This window comes from Thermovenabulum gondwanense (genome assembly GCF_001601575.1).
GTDB classification, from domain to species: domain Bacteria; phylum Bacillota; class Thermosediminibacteria; order Thermosediminibacterales; family Thermosediminibacteraceae; genus Thermovenabulum; species Thermovenabulum gondwanense.
In genome coordinates, this window is record NZ_LOHZ01000027.1 from 76794 (window position 1) to 94050 (window position 17257).

A 17257-nucleotide genomic window follows, 5' to 3' on the forward strand; every position below is an offset into this window, starting at 1 on the left:
ATCTTAATATTATAAGCCTGAAAAAGGAATGGAGGGAGAAAAGGGTGGATATTGGCACTCAAAATGTTGAAAATAAAATAATAGTTTTTAAAAAGGGAACCAGGCCTTCTCAAAGGTTTGAAATTTATAAAAAGTACGGGCTTGCTGTGGAAAAAAACTTCCGGAGTCTTAACATAGCCATATGCAGGGCAAAGAGGCCTGAGGTTTTCAGCCTTTTAAGCGAGGAGCCCTGGATCGAATCGGTGGAAGAAGATGTCAGCGTATATATTCAGGTTATACCCGAATCAGTAAAAATCTATTCCTTAAGGGGGCAGGAAATACCCTGGGGGATAGAAAAGTTAAGAGCACCGGAATGCTGGAAAAGTTTTAACGGCGATGAAATAAGGGTTGGCGTTATCGATACCGGAGTTGATGCAACACATCCGGATTTAAAGGAAAATTTAAAGGAATTAATGGGAACCTACAAAAAAAACCTTATATCCGATGACAATGGACACGGATCCCATGTCAGCGGAACCATAGCGGCGGTAAATAACGATATTGGGGTAGTAGGGGTTGCCCCGAAAGCAAAGATTATTTCGATAAAAGCTTTTGATAAAAACGGAAGCGGACAGCTTTCGGGAATTCTTGAAGCAATAGATTGGTGTATTGATTCAAAAGTGGATGTTATAAATATGAGTTTTGGAATTTCCAATGACAGCAATGCTCTTAAAAGGGTTATTAAAGAAGCCTACGACAACGGCATCGTTCTGGTAGCTGCTGCTGGAAATAACGGTAAAAAGGACGGTGTTCTTTACCCGGCAAAGTATGAGGAAGTAATGGCGGTTACTGCATGCGATAGAAGGGGAGTATTTGCCCCTTTTTCCAGCCAGGGTAAAGAAGTGGACTTCATAGCTCCCGGGGTCGACGTCCTGTCCTGTTACAACAACGGCGGTTATGTTCTAATGAGCGGGACTTCAATGGCTTGCCCTCATGTATCCGGGGCTTGCGCCTTAATCCTCAGCAAGAAGCGCATAAAACCTTCCGAACTTAAAGAAGCATTAGCAAGGACGGCAAGGAGCCTCGGCTATTCTAAGGAAAAACAGGGGGCAGGTTTTATTGATGTTAGAAAAGCTTTATCAATAATTGAGTAAGGGGGAAAATATTATGAATTTTGAAGAACTGAAGAAATCTTTAGAGTCGACGGGCCTTAATGCCGAATCCATTTCAAAAATTATGGCGGAATATGGGATAACTCCAGATAATATGGAAAAAGCTAGGGAGCTGCTGGAACAGCTGGGAATAAAAGAAATTGACCAAAAAGGTTTGGAAAATGTCATGAAATCTTTTGTAGATATACTGCCGCCGGAGGTAAAAAAACAGGTGAAGCAGCTCGCTCTTGAGTTTGAAAAGTTTTATCCGGATATGCCTATGCCGGAGGATATGAAAAAAATGCTGGAAAAATGGAGTTCATAAGATTAAAATAAGACCCTGGGAGCATCCAGGGTCTTTCTTATACTAACGATTTTTTAAGTTTTAAAACGCGAAGAATACACTGCAACAGCAGCAGAGAAGCAGAATGATTATGAAAATCACTATGAATATCCACCACCAGTTGTTGCATCCGCTTCTGGTCACTTCTGTCATGATAATTTACCTCCCTTATTGAGATTTCTAATTTTATAATATGCGGTGGTGGGAAAAGTGTGAAAAAATACTGTGGCTTTATTAAGTTTTTTGCAATTTTCAAGAAAATAATATATATTTGCAACTTTATTAATCCCAACATTTATGATATCATTATATTATATAAAGTGGTTAATCGGGGGGATAGTCTGGGTGATTAATTTAAATAAATTACTTAAAACACTGTTAATTGTAAGCATTGTAATAATAATCTTTATATCAAATACTCCCGTAGCGAGTGAAAGGGTTATACCGCAAAAGTATTATCAAGTGGTGGTAGTAGGTGCGGAACCCGAGGGTATAGCAGCCGCTGTTTCGGCTGCGCGAAACGGCCTTAGAACCCTGCTGATAGACCGAAGGGATAAAGTAGGTGGACTTTACACATTAGGTTGGCTTAATTCTCTGGATTTAAATTATAAAAGCAAAAATACAAAAGAAATTGTAAACAAAGGAATTTTCGGCGAATTTCACCGAAAAGTAGGTGGCGGTTCTGCTTTTGATATTCTTCAAGTCCAAAAGGTGTTTAACGATATGCTGAAGAATTCTGGAGTTGATGTTGTATTAACTGTATCGGATATAAAGCCAATAGTAAAAGACAACAAAATTAAGGGTATTAGTTTTGGAAAAAATGGAATAAACTATTTGGTAAATACCAGCATTGTTATAGATTCTACCCAGAATGCGGATATAGCTGCAGCAAGCGGAGTACCTTATAAGTTTGGTTGGGAGGATTTTGGTTTTCCTGGAGAAGTAGCAGCGGCCACATTAGTGTTTTCCGTAAAGAATGTAGATTGGAATAAAGTAGTATCATATTTGCAAAAGGACGGTAACCCTTACACGGGAGGTAATAATACAAGTGCATGGGGTTATGAAGTGATGTATAAAACTCCGATAAAAGATCCAGACATTCAGATGCGGGGAATTAATGCGGGGAGGCAAAAAGATGGAACTGTTGTTATTAATGCTCTTCAGATTTTTAATGTAAATCCTTTGGATGAAAATGAGAAAAAAAGGGCAATAGAAAGGGCCAAAAGAGAACTTCCAGGTATTATCGACTTCATGAGGAAAAATGCCCCCGGTTTTGAAAATGCAGAACTAGCAGGAGTTGCTCAGGAACTTTATATTAGGGAGTCAAGACATATTATAGGGGAGTATACGTTGACGGCCGATGACATATTTGAAAACAGGAATCAGGAAATAGCCGTTGCTTTTGGCAGCTATCCTATCGACTTGCAGGCACGTAAAAAGGGCATGACGGGTATTGCCCTTTGCGGTACAAATCCTTACGGTATCCCTTTTGGGGTAATGGTGCCTAAAAATATAGATGGACTTTTAATAGCAAGCCATTGTGCGAGTTATGATGTAATTGCTCACGGAAGTGCCAGGACCGTACCGGTCGGAATGGCTCTGGGTCAGGCAGCGGGAGTTGCTTCAAAACTTGCAATAGAAAAAAACGTTACTTTCAGGGAAATAGCTCGTTCAAACAAATTAATCAACGAACTTAGGACTCGGCTTGAAAAACAGGGTGTGGATTTAAAACCAATTAAAGTTGATAACCCCGAAAAAAATAGCTGGGCTTATCCTTACATAAAAAGCCTCAGGAACAAAGCAATGCTGTCAAAGGGTTATTCCAATGATTACCGATTAGAAGATACTGCCACAATTTATACATTTTCAGGAGTATTTTTTCTTATAAACTCCCATTCTCAAATAAAAATAGATACAACTATCTTGAAAAATTATGATAAAAACTATCCCGTTAAAAAAACAGATTATATTGAGATGTTAAATAAAATTTTATCGAGCAATTATAGAAACTGGGAAGAATTGTTGAAGGAAGGCCTTGTTGATGAAAAAATATATACTCGTATTATAAAGAGTAATGATTATTTAACTAACTCCGAAGCATATGCTTTAATTGATTGCCTTGTAAAATATATACAAAATAGATGATAATGTTGATATATAATTTTAGATGTATTATATCGCCTGAACGGTGAAATATTAATAAAACATGGGGTGGAAACCATATATGAACCTTCAAAAAAATTCAATAAAATTAGCCTTGATACAGATAGATATTGAAGATGGAAAAGTAGAAGATAATCTAAATAAGGTTTTAAAAGAGGTAAAACAAACCTTAGAAAAAAATAAGCATATTGATGCGGTAGTCCTGCCTGAAATGTGGAATACAGGTTATGACTTGAAAAATCTTGATAAAATTGCGGACAACATGGGGAACCCTTGTATAGAAAACCTCCGGGAATTAGCAAGAAATTTTGGAGTTAATATAATAGCGGGTTCCATAGCCGATAAAAGGAAGGTTGAAGGCAAAACAAAAGTATACAATTCTTCCTACATCATTGATAGACGGGGAGAAATAATTGCAAGGTACGATAAAGTTCATCTTTTCAGGCTTATGAAAGAAGATAAATTTTTAACTGCGGGGGAAAAGATGGCAACCTTTGAATTGGACGGTATAAAATGCGGTATAGTGATATGCTATGATCTCAGATTTCCGGAATTTATTAGGAAAATAGCCCTGGAAGATATAAAAATACTTTTTGTACCGGCCCAGTGGCCGTTGCCTCGAGACAAGCATTGGAGGCTTTTAAACATTGTAAGGGCAATAGAAAATCAAATTTATGTGGTGGGTGTTAACAGAGCAGGTAGACAGGGGAATGTTATTTTCCCCGGAGCTTCCCTGGTTGTGGATCCATGGGGAGAGGTGGAGGTCGAATTGGACGATAAAGAGGCAGTTATATGCCATTCGTTAAGTTTAAACAAGATAGAAAAAATCAGAAGATATATGCCTGTATATGATGACAGAAGACCGGATATATATTAAAAGTTTTTCATAAAAAATAAAAATACAGAGGAGGCTTTTTATGAAGTGCCACACCATAATGGGAATTTTGGTGGACAACAGAAATGCCTGCGCTCCTAAGGTTCAGGAAATCTTAACCAAGCATGGATGCATCATCAAAGCAAGACTTGGGCTTCACGAAGTAGATGAAAAGCAGTGTTACGACGAAGGGCTTATTATCCTGCAGCTCTGCGGAAGCGACGGAGAAATTGAGGAACTTCAAAGGGAGCTTAATTCCTTGGAACGGGTAAAGGCAAAAAAGTTTGTTTTGTCCTTTGAAGAATCTTAAACAAAATAGAGTATATTATATGCCGGGAAGTATTCCCGGATTTTTTCTTGGAAAAAGTTTTTGAGCTCTTCCATTACTTCGGCAGGGTAGAGGTACTTGCCGTATCCGAACTGCCCAAATTTAAAAACTCTTTCCTTTTCTTCTAAAGGCAATTTCGTCTTTGGAAATACCTGCAGTATATTTTTCTTAGCTTTTACCGTGAACCTGTGAGTGATTAACTCAAATTCCAAAGTATCCTTATACCCCTTTAAACTTTCGGCTAATTTTGATAACATTTTATCGTACTCGTATTCCCAGGCGGGGTAATAAATGATAGGCCCTATCATAAACCCTATTTTATAATCCTTCTCTGCCAGTTTTAAAGCGGCGTTTATCCTCTCATCTAAGGATGGGGTTTTGTGTTCAAATTGTTTTATGATTGTTTCCGAGTTTATGCTGAAGCGGACCGTGATTTTTTTATTGTGTTTTGCTTCCAGGAGCGGATCCACATTTGAAAATTTGGTAACAAATCTGAAATAACCGAGCTCCTGATTTGCAAAAAATTCTATGGTTTTTTTCAAAAAACCGGTATAGATTTCCACAGGTAAAGGATCACTTGTGGCTGACCCTTCAAATAATGTTACTTCGGGAGCTCTTTTTTCCATATAATCTTTTGCCTTTTTTAGTATTTCATCTATATTGACGTATACCCTGATGTAAGGTTTTTTGCTTAGGGTTGTATTTAAATAACAGTATTCGCATTCTCCTGGACAGCTTGTTACTAAAGGAAGCTGGTAATGGGCAGAAGGTTTGCAGGTTTCAAAATCCAGAGTGCGCCTGACGCTTACCACTAAGGTTCTTTTAGCTTCAAAATATGCTTCCTGAGGAGTTTTTCCCGGGATTCCCGTCACCCGGTTGTGAGTCCCTATAATTTGGGTATCTACGCCAAGCTCCTGCATTTTCAAATAAATATTTTTACCGGTAGGGTATTCCAACGCATCCTTTTCGAAAAAAGCCCTTTTCGGGATGAACTCGTACATAATTCTCCCTCCTTTTGTATTTTTCCCTTACATTTATAAACTTTTTCGGAAAGTTAATAAATTTTAAGGAGGTAATTTATACCTATGAAAGAGAAATTTAAAAAGATTTCTATGAATCTTTATCAAATGAAAAATGAAGAAACTAATATCGATATTCATGTTTACTTGAGCGATAAACTTTTTAATGAATTTCTTGAAGACGAATCTTTAAGACAGCTTTACAATGCCTCAATGCTAAAAGGTGTAATAAGCCCGGTTGTGGGGATGCCGGACATCCATACAGGGTTTGGCCTCCCTATTGGCGGGGGTATGGCAACGGACTGGCAGGAAGGAGTGGTGTCGGCAGGAGCTGTAGGAATGGATATTAACTGCGGAGTTAGGCTTATTACCACTCGTATTCCTGCAGAAGAATTAACGAAAGAAAGATTAAGGAAAATATTAGAAATAATATCGGAATATGTACCCTCGGGAGTAGGAAAATCCAGTGCGGTAAAGGCTTTTCGGAAAATTGATTTGGAGGCTATTGCCTCTATCGGAGTCAGTTATTTTATAGATGCAGGATACGGCAGAAAAGAGGATGTTTTAAGAATAGAGGATGAGGGTAGAATACCTTTTGCGGATGCCGGATGTGTGCCCAAAAGTGCCAAGGAAAGAGCGGATCAGTTATGTACAATAGGAGGAGGCAACCATTTTATTGAAATAGGAAGGATAGGCAGCGTTTTTGACGAAAATATTGCTGAATTTTTTGGATTACAAAAAGGCTTCGTATATATTCTTATTCATACCGGCAGCAGGGGATTCGGCCATCAGATTTGTACGGAGTTTTCGAAAAAGATGTGGGATAATCAGGATAAGAATAAAACCTTTGCTCCGGTAAAAGGGCTCGCATGTGCTCCCATTCATTCTAAAGATGGGATTGAATACCTGGGTGCAATGGGTACAGCTGCCAATTACGCCTTTTGCAACCGCCAGCTTATAACTTATTTTGTCCGGGAAGCCTTCTTGAAGGTTTTTAAAAAGGATGAGAAGGAATTAGGTTTAGATGTACTCTACGATGTAGCTCACAATATAGCAAAAAAAGAAATGCACGGGGGAAAATGGTTGCTGGTTCACAGAAAGGGAGCTACCAGGGCTTTACCTGCAGGGCATCCCGATAATCCTCAGATTTATAAAAAGACGGGGCATCCCGCCGTAATTCCCGGCAGTATGGGAACCGCTTCCTATGTGGTAATAGGTCTTGAGAATAATAGGGCAACCTTCAATTCTGTGAATCACGGGGCTGGAAGGGTGATGTCCAGGAAAAGGGCAAAGGAAGAATTTACAGAAAAGGAGCTTTTAAAACAGGTGGAAAATGTGTTTATAGCTTCAAAAGACTTGAAATCTTTGCTGGATGAGGCCCCACTTGCCTATAAGGATATCGATGAGGTGGTAAATACCCTTGTAGATGCCAAACTTACCATGCCGGTGGCAAAGCTAAAGCCCTTGGCTGTGCTTAAAGGCGAGGGAGAAGAATCTTGAGGATTTTTTTACAAAAAAAGAAGGTTTACAAAAAAAATCATAGAAATATAATATATAGATAAGTTATAAAAACAATAACAGGAGGCGATATGTTAATGCACACCAAAAAAATCGTTGTTCTGGGTGGTGGATTTGGGGGGTTAACGGCAGCACTTACCCTGAACAAGCTTTTTAAAAAACACAAGGAAGTGGAGCTTTATCTGATCAATCGAAGCAAGGATCAGGTTTACCTAACGCAGCTCCACGAAGTAGCGGGCAAAAGAATAAAGCCCGAAGGAGTCTGTTATCCTTTGGACATAGCTCTTGAAGAAACAAAGGTTGAACTTATAGTGGACGAAATTAAAGATTTTGATTTGCAGAACAAAAAGCTTATCGGCAAAAAGGGAGAATACGGTTTTGATTATCTTCTCTTAGCCTGCGGAAGCGAGCCTGAATTTTTCAATATACCGGGTATGCAGGAAAACTCTTTTACCCTGTGGTCCTATGAGGATGCAGTAAAGATAAGGCAGCATATCGAAGAAATGTTTGAAAAAGCCAAAAGGGAAAAGGATATCGAAAAGAGAAAAGAATTGCTTACCTTTGTAGTGGGTGGTGGCGGCTTTACCGGTATCGAAATGATAGGAGAGCTGGTAGAATGGGTGGATGAATTGGCCAAAAAAGGCGAGGTGAACAAAGAAGAAGTATCCTTGGTGGTAGTGGAAGCCCTTCCCAAGATATTACCAAACCTGGACGATTCATTAATTAATGTTTCAAAAAATTACTTGGAAAAGCATAAGGTAAGGATACTTACAAATTCACCGATTGTTAAAGTGGAAGAGGACAAGGTAATATTAAAATCGGGAGAAGAAATAAGAACCCGTACATTAATCTGGACGGGCGGTGTTAGAGGAAGCAGTATTGCTTCAAAACTGGGACTCGCTACGGGTGGAAGAGGCAGGATTGTCGTAAACGAATATATGGAGACGAGCGAAAAGGGTATATACGCTATCGGTGACGTAGCCTTCTATACCGATGAGAAAAAGAGCGTGATGCCTGCCCTGGTAGAATCTGCTATGCAGTCAGGTGAATGTGCAGCCTATAACATATATGCCGATATTACAGGAAAATCCAAAAAACCGTTGAAACTTAACCTGCACGGCAATATGGTATCTCTGGGAGATAGGTACTGTGTGGCGCAGGTTATGGGCAGAAAATTAACCGGTTTTCCTGCTAAATTCATAAAACACGCAGCCGATATGCACTACCTGTATCTGGTGGGCGGTCTCGGTTTTGTAAAAGAGTACTTCAAAAAACAGTTTGTAGAAAAGCTCAGAGACAGGTCATTTATAATAGACAATGTGAGTGTTACTACAAGTGTATTCTGGGTAGCTATATTAAGAATTTACTTGGGCTACCGCTGGTTGCTGTCGGGATTGGAAAAAGTTCATTCGGGCTGGCTTGCGGAAGGAACAAAACTTGTGGCAGGAGCATCAACAAGCCCTATTGGCCCAAATACGCCGGAATGGTATGTGCATTTTATGGAGAAATTTGTTTTCCCCCATGCACTGTTCTTCCAGACGTTGATTACTCTTTCGGAGCTGGCCATAGGTATTTGCCTGATATTAGGGCTTTTTACAACCCTTGCATCTTTGGGATCGCTTTTTATGCTCATTAACTTCATGATATCGGGTTCCGGTGACATGTGGTTCTTCATGGTTACCATCGCTGTTCTTTTCTCCGGTGCAGGGCATTCCTTCGGTATTGATAGATATCTCATACCAGCCCTTATTAAATTCGGTAAAAGGATTTTAAGGGGAGGAAGACCTGTATCAAAAGGTACGCTCAATGGAGGACAGGGCAAGGGATTCCAGAGCACTCTTAACGGTTAAATTCTCAATAGGGCTAAGGCTCCTTATAGATTTTTCAAGGATTCTTCTGGCAAATTCTTTAGAGCGTTCTATAGCCCCTGATTCAAGAACGATTTCTACTATACGGGAAGAGTTATCTTCTCCGGTCTTGATACCCTCTATTAATTGAAGGAGCGAATCCTTATAATGGGGCGACGCTATTGCTAAAAGAAGGGGTAAAGTAATTACCCCTTCTTTTATATCATTTCCGGGGCTTTTCCCCAGGATTTCTCTGTTTCCCGTATAATCTAATATGTCGTCAATTATTTGAAAGGCTATGCCGAAATTTATACCGAAATTTTTTAGGGCTCTTATTTTATCGTTATCCGTACCGGCGATTATTCCTCCCACTTCGCAGCTGAGCCCAAAAAGAAGGGCGGTTTTTTTCTTTATTCTTTTAAAATAATCGGTAAAGGAGATTACTTTAAATACATCTTCCTTTTGTTTTATTTCGCCTTTAACTATTTTTTCCATAACCCTGGAAAATAAATTTATTATATCAAAATCCTTAACTGAGTAAAGAAAATTAAATGCTTTTATTAAGACGTAATCACCGGCGTACACTGCTGCATCTTTACCGAAAAGGGATTGGAGAGTTGGCATTCCTCTTCTGAATTTAGAGTCATCCACTATGTCGTCGTGAATAAGAGTGGCAGCATGAATAAGCTCAACTGCACAGGCCAAATTTAATGCTTTTGATTTATCGTAGTTTTTGCCTGCTTTAGCGCATAAAAGTAAAAGGGCAGGTCTTAACCTCTTACCCCCGCTTAAAACAGTACTATTTATAGCTTGAGAAATAAGTCCGAAATTTCCGGAAAACTGATTTCTGATTAGCGATTCCACTTCCTTTAGCTCATTTTTGATAATTTCATAGGCAGTTTTTGACATACAACGACCTCTCTTTTTATATTGTTTCCTAATTAAGTTTATCATAAAATATGCCATAAGTCCCCAAACTAATTTAATAAAAATTGTCGGGAATTTCTGCTAAAAAAATTGAAGGCATTTTAAATGCCTTCAATTTTTTTACTTTTCAATGATTTATTTTGCAAGAGACAGGGCTTCCGAAGCTAAGGTCTTGAATTTTTGAGTTGTTCCCGTTGCACCGCTTACTGTATCAACAGTAGCTGGATCTTGTTTTTCTAAGAGAGATTTGCTCAAAGCCTCGTAGGCTTTTGCAGGTGTTGTTTTTGTCTGAGCTTCCATGTTCTTTGCGTACTCTGCATTGGAGAGTTTGTAATTGGTGTTATCGTCTTTATTGATTTCATCGTAGAATACAGAAGTGATTTTTCCGTCTTTTACTATTACCGCTACCATTGCCTTCCAGCCGTGGCTGTCAAAATCTTTTTCCATGGCTTTGTAAAGCCCATCTTTATACTGTCCCTGAGAAGTTACCTGATTTTTTAAGGCATCTGCCACAATGGCTTTAAAGTCGTTGGAGGTGCTGGTAGCACCGGAAACAGCGTCTACAGTATCAACCTTCTGTTTTGCTATCAATGATTCTTCTAAAGCCATAATGGCGTCGTGGGGGGTTGTTTTTGTCTTTGCTTTCATATTTTTTGCGTACTCTGCATCAAAAGTCTTTAATTTGCCTTCCTTGCTTATATAATCGAAAAATACATTTGTAATCTTTCCATTCTTTACGATAACGGTGGCAATGGGTTTCCAGCCATGAGAATCGAAATCCTTTGCTTCAGCATAGTAAACCCCGTCTTTCAGAGCTTCCTGCGCAGGCGGCGTTTGCTGTTGCTGCTGTTGTTGCTGCTGTTGTTGTTGCTGTTGGCCTTGTTTTGAAGATGAGCAACCTGCTAAGAGCGATGCAACAATTAAGAGGCATAATACTGCAGCTATAAATTTTTTCATAGAAAAACCTCCTCATAATCTTTTTATTATTAGTTTTTATTTTTAATCTATTAATTATATTATACGGAAATAAGAAAAATCCTCCTCGTTTGGCAAAAATTATTTTTAATAATCACTATCACAAGGTTTTAATGCATTATAAACTTCGATATAAGTGAAGCTGCTACCAGAGTGATTCCGGTTAACTGGTAAATCTGGACAGTCAGTGCGTTGGCTTCTATGAATTTAGGAATATTATTTAAATTTTCTTTTGCAACTTTAACAGCCTTTACCGAAAGAGGTAGTGACATTAAAGGAAGTAAAAACACAAGGTTTTTTGTGTATAAGACAAGTATTATATCCGATACATAAGCTAAGGCAAAAAGTAAAGCGAAGATGGTAACGGAGCGCTCCTTTCCCAGCCTCACTACCCAGTTTTTCTTGTTTCCTTTTTTATCCGCTTCATAGTCGGGAAACTGATTTACCCATAGGACGTTTGCTATTAAGAAACCGAGAATCACTGAAGCGATGATTGCTTCATACCTTATGCTGCCGGCTAAAACCAAATACATTCCGCATAGCACAAGTGGACCGAAGGCTATTCCAACGGCCAGTTCACCGAGTCCCCTGTAGCAGAGCATAAAGGGCGGCAGACTATAAAAAACTGCCAGAGCCATTCCCCAAAGCCCTATGTATAATATTTTCGGCTCCCGGAAATGCCAGACGATTAGCCCAACCGCCGCAGCGGCTAAAAAAGTGAATATTGCTATATTTCGTGCATCCTTTACCGTTAACAGTCCGTCGACAATGGTTTTTTTACCTCCGCTGAAGGGTGTCCTTTCTTCTTTTGGTATAAAGGTATCGACTCCCGATATATAATCAACGATTTCATTGACGGCATTTTTACCTATTTCTATGAGATATACCCCTGCTGCGCTTAATAAGAACCAGAAAAGATGGAATTTACTTTCAAAGCTGTAGGCTAATGAAGCGGCTACTACCATTGGAACGGTAGAGGCGATCCATATTTTTGGATCGGCAAGCTGCCAGAAACCTTTCCAGAAAGTATTGTCTCTTATACGAAAACCCCCTTTCGAAAAAAATTTTTTTAACTTTTTTTAAGCATACTTCAATTATGAAGGAAATGTCAAAGGACGAAAAAAGGAATGTGACGTTAATAACAATCAATATCTGCCGATATTTTCTTTTTTTATTGCAAAATTTCTATATTACGATTCCTCGTGAAACAGAAGTAAAGATAACAAACAAAAATAATTGCATATTTATATATATGAATACAAAGAAGCAAAACAGTATATCACAATATGCGAAAAATATAGTAAAAATAAAAAAATTTGCTCAAAAAAGAGGTATTTTGCAAAATTTATAGAATTAATAATATATATATTTAACTATTTAATGCAAAAATAAAAAAATATTTGAAAAGGAGGTTATAAAGGGTGAAGAAGAAATTAGCCGTAATTGTAGCCTTATTATTGATTGCCACATTAATTCTCCCGGGATGCTCCCAGCAAGCGCAGAAACCCGCAGAGCAGCAGGAGATTAAAATAGGAGCTATATTACCTCTAACGGGTTCTGCCGCAGCAACGGGAGTAAAACTAAAGTATGCTATAGAAACGGCGGAGGAAATAATTAACGGGGAACATCCGGAAATCAATATGGAACTGGCAAAATCCGCAGGACTCCCAAATCTGAAAGGTGCGAAAATTAAATTTATCTTTGCCGACCATCAGGCAAATCCGGAAATAGCAAAATCCGAGGCGGAAAGGTTAATCCAGAACGAAAAAGTGGTGGGTTTGATCGGATGTTATCACAGCTCCGCCACTAAGCCCGCCAGCCAGGTGGCGGAAAGGTTCCAGATTCCATTTGTTGCCGGTTCTTCCAGCTCGGCCGCTTTAACGGAAAGGGGCTTAAAATGGTTTACCAGGATAGCGCCCCACGATGGAATGGAAACAAAATTTTTCTTTGACTATTTGAAGTACTTGAACGAGAAATTTAACGCGGGCATCAAAAAGATCGCTGTGGTTTATATAGACAATGAATACGGTGTCCATGCTTTTCAGATGGTGCAAAAAACCATTGAAAATTACAAGAACGACGGTTTTGAATTGGTACTGGATGTTAAATACCCTGCCAATGTATCCAATGTGGATACCGAAGTGCAGAAGGTCAAGGCAGCGGCACCGGACGCCATTTTCCATGCTTCCTATATAGGGGATATGACCATGTTTGTTAAGAAGTACAAGGAATTAAATGTAGTGCCAAAGGTCGTACTTTCCTACTGCGGTGGTTATCAGGATCCGCAGTTCGTGAAAAATCTTGGTAAGGATGCGGACTATTTTGCCGGGCCCAATGCTACTACCTCCGCGCTGTTCAGCAAGATGCCGGACCTTGCAAAAATAAACGAGATCTACAAGAAAAAGTCAGGTGTGGATATCGACGGGCCTACACTGGAAGATTTTGCATCAGCCATGGTGATTGCCGAAGCCATCAACAAAGCCGGCACTACCGATCCTGCTAAAGTAATGGAAGTTTTAAAGAGCACCGAATTCAGTGCGCCGTATTTTGTGTCCGGCAAGATAAAGTTTGGTGAAGATGGACAGAATATTTACTCAGCTTCCGTAATGACCCAGATACAAAACGGAATTTACGAAGCCGTATGGCCGGAAAACTTCCAGACAAAACAGCCAATACCCGCCTTCCCCGAATGGAATAAGAGGTAAATGATAAAAGGGGGCTTTAAAAGCCCCCTTAAAGTTAATCCGGAAAGGAGATGAAACATGCTGGGCCAGGTAATACTGAGCGGAATATTGATCGGATTTGTTTATTCTCTGGTGGCGGTTGGGTTGACCTTAATATGGGGTGTTATGGACATAATAAATTTTGCCCATGGAGAATTTCTTATGATTTCTATGTATACCGCTTTCTGGATGTACGCTCTTTTAAAGTGGGATCCTCTTGTTACCCTTCCTTTAGCTTCCTTCCTTATATTTGCCATAAGCTTTTTAACCTATAAGATGATAATAAAAAAGGTGCTGGATGCTCCCGGTTTAACTGCACTGCTTGCAACTTTTGGTCTTAGCCTGTTTATAAGAAATTTAGCGCAATTTTTGTGGACTCCCAATTACAGGTTCATTACCGAGTCAATCGTAACCGATAAAAAAATGGCTTTCGGAACACTTATAATAGGTATGCCTCAAATGGTGGCTGCCCTGGGCAGTGTATTAATGACGGGACTGATTTATTATTTTGTTAAAAAAACCAGAATGGGAATGGCAATTCAGGCAACCGCATTGGACAGGGATACAGCGAAACTAATGGGAATAGATACTGAAAAGGTATATGCGGTTACTTTCGGAATATCAGGCATTTGCGTGGGAGTCGCGGGGGTGCTCCTTTCCACCTTTTTCCCCGTATATCCCGAAGCCGGAGCCCTTTACAGCCTCCTTGCTTTTGTAATTGTTGCCTTCGGGGGTTTTGGAAATATCCAGGGGGCTTTGCTGGGAGGAATAATAGTAGGACTTGCGGAAAGCCTGGGCGGATTTTTCCTGGGAACCCAGTTTAAGTACGCGGTAGTATTTCTACTTTATCTTTTGGTGCTTCAATTCAGACCCAAGGGATTGTTTGGATGGTAATTGGTAATAAGAAAGGGGCTGGTGGTGAGACGTGAAGAGGATCAGGGGAAATATTTTGGCGTTAATTCTTACTATTATATTTATACTTCCTTTTATATATCCCAATAATAACTTTCGACACATTTTAATTCTGTTTTTAATATTTGCAGGCTTAGGTGAGTCCTGGAATATAATTACGGGTTTTGCGGGTCAAACCTCTTTTGGACATGCGGCATTTTTCGGGATAGGGGCTTATACTTCCACCATTTTATTTTATAAATTTCACCTTTCTCCCTGGCTGGGAATGATTTTCGGGGCAATTCTGGCATCAATAATTTCGGCTGTGGTAAGTTACCCCTGTTTTAAATTAAAGGGGCATTATTTTGCCATTGCTACCCTTGCCATTGCCGAAATAATAAAACAGATTTTTGTAAGCTGGGATTATGTGGAAGGTGCCACGGGAATATCCATTCCCATAGTTGAAGAAGGGATAATCAATTTTCAGTTTCATTCTTCAAAAATACCTTATTTTCTGATTGCCTATGTCTTTTTCGTTGCGGTGGTTTTTGCAGCGAAGTTTATAGAAAAAAACCGGATGGGGTATTACTTGAAAGCCATAAGAGACAGCCATGAGGCTGCTGAGGCCCTTGGAATAAATACCACCCTTTACAAACTTTATGCGATGATGGTAAGCGCAGCTTTTACGGCAATGCTTGGGACACTTTACGCCCAGTATATTTTATACATCGACCCCTTTATGGTGTTCCCCCTGGAAATTTCTATGAAAATCGTTTTACTCACCGTCCTGGGAGGAATCGGAAGTATATATGGCCCTATAATAGGGGCGGCGGTACTTATTCCCCTTTCGGAATATACCCGAATTCTTCTTGGAGGTACGGGTAAGGGGATTGACCTGATTATTTTCGGAGCACTGATAGTCATTATTGCCTGCTACGAACCTAACGGGATAATAGGATTGTTAAAGCAAAAAAGCAGGAAGGGGGAAACGGTAATTGAAAAGGCCAAAGCTTTATCTTGATAAGGTTACAATGAAGTTCGGGAATCTGATTGCCAACGAAGATGTGAGCTTTGAGGTAAAGGAAGGAGAAATAGTTAGCCTTATCGGCCCTAACGGGGCGGGCAAAACGACCTTATTTAACTGTATTACCGGGTTTTATAAACCCTTTTCGGGCAGGGTTTACTTTGAGGGTACCGAAATTACCGGCTGGCCTCCGCATAAAATTACTGCTCTCGGACTTGCCCGAACCTTTCAAATTGTAAAACCCCTCAAGGAGATGACGGTAAGGGATAATGTGCTAACGGGAGCCTTTTTAAAGGCCAAAGACAGGAAGGAAGCGGAAGAAATCGCCGATGATGTTTTAAAATTTACCCAGCTTTATGATAAGAGAAATTTTCTTGCATCTAGTCTTACGATTGTAGACAAAAAAAGATTGGAGCTTGCAAGGATTCTGGCAACGAAGCCAAAAATGGTAATGCTGGATGAAGTTATGGCGGGATTAAATTCGACCGAAATTAAACAGGCAGTTGATATTTGCATGAAACTCAGGGAAAGCGGTATTACCCTTCTTATCGTGGAGCATATAATGGAAGCCATTATGCCTATTTCCGACAGGGTAATAGTCTTAAATGCGGGCAGAAAGATTGCCGAAGGACCTCCTCAGGAAATCGTTAATAATGAGGAAGTAATAAAAGCGTATCTGGGGGAAAGATATCATGCTAAAAGTAAAAAATCTTAATGTCGGTTATGACAATGTGCCTGTAATTTTTGATGTCTCTTTTGAGGTAAAAGAAAAGGAGCTGGTGTCCATAGTAGGCTCCAACGGCGCGGGGAAGACGACAATTTTAAAAACCATCTCCGGGCTGTTAAAACCCTTTTCGGGGGAAATAGAGTTTATGGGGAAAAGGATTGACCGAATGCCTGCCCATGAAATAGTTAAGCTGGGGATCGCCCATGTTCCTGAGGGCAGAAGGGTTTTCGGTAAATTAAGCGTTCTCGATAATCTTTTGCTGGGAGCTTATACAATTCCCGACTCTAATCTGGTGAAAAAAACCTTAAACGAGGTATACGAGATTTTTCCGCGATTGAAAGAAAGAGAAAATCAAAAAGCGGAAACCCTTTCGGGTGGAGAACAGCAGATGCTGGCTATAGCAAGGAGTCTTATGTCCAGGCCCAAAATTCTCCTGGTGGATGAGATGTCCCTCGGATTGATGCCCCTCCTCGTGGATAAGGTCCTGGAAATACTAAAGGAGATCTCCCGGGCGGGAATGACAATACTGCTGGTGGAGCAAAAGGTCCAGGAGGCTCTGGAGATGGCCGATAGAGGATATATTTTACAGACCGGAAGGATTGTAGCGGAGGGAACCGGCAGGGAGCTTTTGGAAAGCGAGATGGTGAAAAAAGCGTATATGGGAATGTAAAAAATACCCCTTAAAGGGGTAATTTTTTTATGTTTTTTATTTTCTTTTTTAATAAAATATGTAAATTTTGCAGGAATTTTATGTAATTTTGTAGAATA

Annotated in this window: 16 protein-coding genes; 12 read left to right on the forward strand and 4 right to left on the reverse strand. The window is 39.7% G+C overall.

The features are described from left to right. Nucleotides 1-44: 44 nt before the first annotated feature. The 5 genes from ATZ99_RS05735 to ATZ99_RS05755 all read left to right on the forward strand — a co-directional run bounded on the left by ATZ99_RS05735 (nt 45) and on the right by ATZ99_RS05755 (nt 4820). Nucleotides 45-1133, forward strand: coding sequence for a S8 family peptidase (locus ATZ99_RS05735; RefSeq protein WP_068748280.1), 1089 nt, complete (start codon nt 45-47; stop codon nt 1131-1133). 13 nt (nt 1134-1146) lie between these two features. Further along, on the forward strand, nt 1147-1455 hold the full coding sequence (locus ATZ99_RS05740) for a hypothetical protein (RefSeq protein ID WP_068748281.1): 309 nt from the start codon (nt 1147-1149) through the stop codon (nt 1453-1455). A 363-nt stretch (nt 1456-1818) separates the two neighbouring features. Continuing rightward, on the forward strand, nt 1819-3618 hold the full coding sequence (locus ATZ99_RS05745; RefSeq protein ID WP_068748282.1) for an FAD-dependent oxidoreductase: 1800 nt from the start codon (nt 1819-1821) through the stop codon (nt 3616-3618). A gap of 79 nt (nt 3619-3697) precedes the next feature. Beyond that, a complete protein-coding gene (locus ATZ99_RS05750; protein WP_068748283.1) occupies nt 3698-4513 on the forward strand; it encodes a carbon-nitrogen family hydrolase in 816 nt (271 codons plus the stop codon). A gap of 40 nt (nt 4514-4553) precedes the next feature. Continuing rightward, nucleotides 4554-4820 (forward strand): CPF_0552 family protein, encoded by a 267-nt coding sequence (locus ATZ99_RS05755; protein ID WP_068748284.1) that lies wholly within the window; start codon nt 4554-4556, stop codon nt 4818-4820. Here ATZ99_RS05755 and splB read toward each other — a convergent pair. Next, nucleotides 4817-5839, reverse strand: a complete 1023-nt coding sequence (gene splB, locus ATZ99_RS05760) for a spore photoproduct lyase (protein ID WP_187694828.1) — start codon at nt 5837-5839, stop codon at nt 4817-4819. The genes ATZ99_RS05755 and splB overlap by 4 nt on opposite strands. Nucleotides 5840-5923: 84 nt before the next feature. On the opposite strand from splB, the gene ATZ99_RS05765 reads away from it, so the two are divergent. Together ATZ99_RS05765 and ATZ99_RS05770 are read left to right on the forward strand one after the other, a co-directional pair. Further along, nucleotides 5924-7357 (forward strand): RtcB family protein, encoded by a 1434-nt coding sequence (locus ATZ99_RS05765; protein WP_157074720.1) that lies wholly within the window; start codon nt 5924-5926, stop codon nt 7355-7357. Nucleotides 7358-7452: 95 nt separating this feature from the next. After that, nucleotides 7453-9225 carry an FAD-dependent oxidoreductase gene (locus ATZ99_RS05770; RefSeq protein WP_068748286.1) on the forward strand — a complete coding sequence of 591 codons (1773 nt, stop codon included), beginning with the start codon at nt 7453-7455 and terminating at the stop codon, nt 9223-9225. Here ATZ99_RS05770 and ATZ99_RS05775 read toward each other — a convergent pair. The 3 genes from ATZ99_RS05775 to ATZ99_RS05785 form a co-directional block, all read right to left on the reverse strand. Beyond that, nucleotides 9166-10131, reverse strand: coding sequence for a polyprenyl synthetase family protein (locus ATZ99_RS05775; RefSeq protein ID WP_068748287.1), 966 nt, complete (start codon nt 10129-10131; stop codon nt 9166-9168). The two genes, ATZ99_RS05770 and ATZ99_RS05775, sit on opposite strands and share 60 nt — an antisense overlap. Nucleotides 10132-10284: 153 nt before the next feature. Continuing rightward, a complete protein-coding gene (locus tag ATZ99_RS05780; protein WP_068748288.1) occupies nt 10285-11106 on the reverse strand; it encodes an FMN-binding protein in 822 nt (273 codons plus the stop codon). 128 nt (nt 11107-11234) lie between these two features. Continuing rightward, nucleotides 11235-12089 (reverse strand): prenyltransferase, encoded by an 855-nt coding sequence (locus ATZ99_RS05785; protein ID WP_083947379.1) that lies wholly within the window; start codon nt 12087-12089, stop codon nt 11235-11237. 456 nt (nt 12090-12545) lie between these two features. On the opposite strand from ATZ99_RS05785, the gene ATZ99_RS05795 reads away from it, so the two are divergent. The 5 genes from ATZ99_RS05795 to ATZ99_RS05815 are packed head-to-tail and all read left to right on the forward strand — an operon-like array spanning nt 12546 to nt 17159. After that, entirely contained in the window at nt 12546-13829 is a 1284-nt protein-coding gene (locus ATZ99_RS05795) for an ABC transporter substrate-binding protein (RefSeq protein WP_068748291.1), read from the forward strand. A gap of 57 nt (nt 13830-13886) precedes the next feature. Further along, nucleotides 13887-14741, forward strand: coding sequence for a branched-chain amino acid ABC transporter permease (locus tag ATZ99_RS05800; RefSeq protein ID WP_068748292.1), 855 nt, complete (start codon nt 13887-13889; stop codon nt 14739-14741). A gap of 31 nt (nt 14742-14772) precedes the next feature. After that, nucleotides 14773-15759, forward strand: a complete 987-nt coding sequence (locus ATZ99_RS05805) for a branched-chain amino acid ABC transporter permease (protein ID WP_068748293.1) — start codon at nt 14773-14775, stop codon at nt 15757-15759. Continuing rightward, nucleotides 15734-16477 (forward strand): ABC transporter ATP-binding protein, encoded by a 744-nt coding sequence (locus tag ATZ99_RS05810; RefSeq protein WP_222927085.1) that lies wholly within the window; start codon nt 15734-15736, stop codon nt 16475-16477. Before ATZ99_RS05805 ends, ATZ99_RS05810 begins: the two co-directional genes overlap by 26 nt. Then, entirely contained in the window at nt 16455-17159 is a 705-nt protein-coding gene (locus ATZ99_RS05815; protein ID WP_068748294.1) for an ABC transporter ATP-binding protein, read from the forward strand. Before ATZ99_RS05810 ends, ATZ99_RS05815 begins: the two co-directional genes overlap by 23 nt. Nucleotides 17160-17257: the final 98 nt, after the last annotated feature.

Coding starts and splice junctions, on each gene's coding strand:
- ATZ99_RS05740 (WP_068748281.1), top strand. CDS start 1,147: ATGAATTTTGAAGAACTGAAGAAATCTTTAGAGTCGACGGGCCTTAAT.
- ATZ99_RS05750 (WP_068748283.1), top strand. CDS start 3,698: ATGAACCTTCAAAAAAATTCAATAAAATTAGCCTTGATACAGATAGAT.
- ATZ99_RS05755 (WP_068748284.1), top strand. CDS start 4,554: ATGAAGTGCCACACCATAATGGGAATTTTGGTGGACAACAGAAATGCC.
- splB (WP_187694828.1), bottom strand. CDS start 5,839: ATGTACGAGTTCATCCCGAAAAGGGCTTTTTTCGAAAAGGATGCGTTG.
- ATZ99_RS05765 (WP_157074720.1), top strand. CDS start 5,924: ATGAAAGAGAAATTTAAAAAGATTTCTATGAATCTTTATCAAATGAAA.
- ATZ99_RS05770 (WP_068748286.1), top strand. CDS start 7,453: ATGCACACCAAAAAAATCGTTGTTCTGGGTGGTGGATTTGGGGGGTTA.
- ATZ99_RS05775 (WP_068748287.1), bottom strand. CDS start 10,131: ATGTCAAAAACTGCCTATGAAATTATCAAAAATGAGCTAAAGGAAGTG.
- ATZ99_RS05780 (WP_068748288.1), bottom strand. CDS start 11,106: ATGAAAAAATTTATAGCTGCAGTATTATGCCTCTTAATTGTTGCATCG.
- ATZ99_RS05785 (WP_083947379.1), bottom strand. CDS start 12,089: ATGGTAGTAGCCGCTTCATTAGCCTACAGCTTTGAAAGTAAATTCCAT.
- ATZ99_RS05800 (WP_068748292.1), top strand. CDS start 13,887: ATGCTGGGCCAGGTAATACTGAGCGGAATATTGATCGGATTTGTTTAT.
- ATZ99_RS05815 (WP_068748294.1), top strand. CDS start 16,455: ATGCTAAAAGTAAAAAATCTTAATGTCGGTTATGACAATGTGCCTGTA.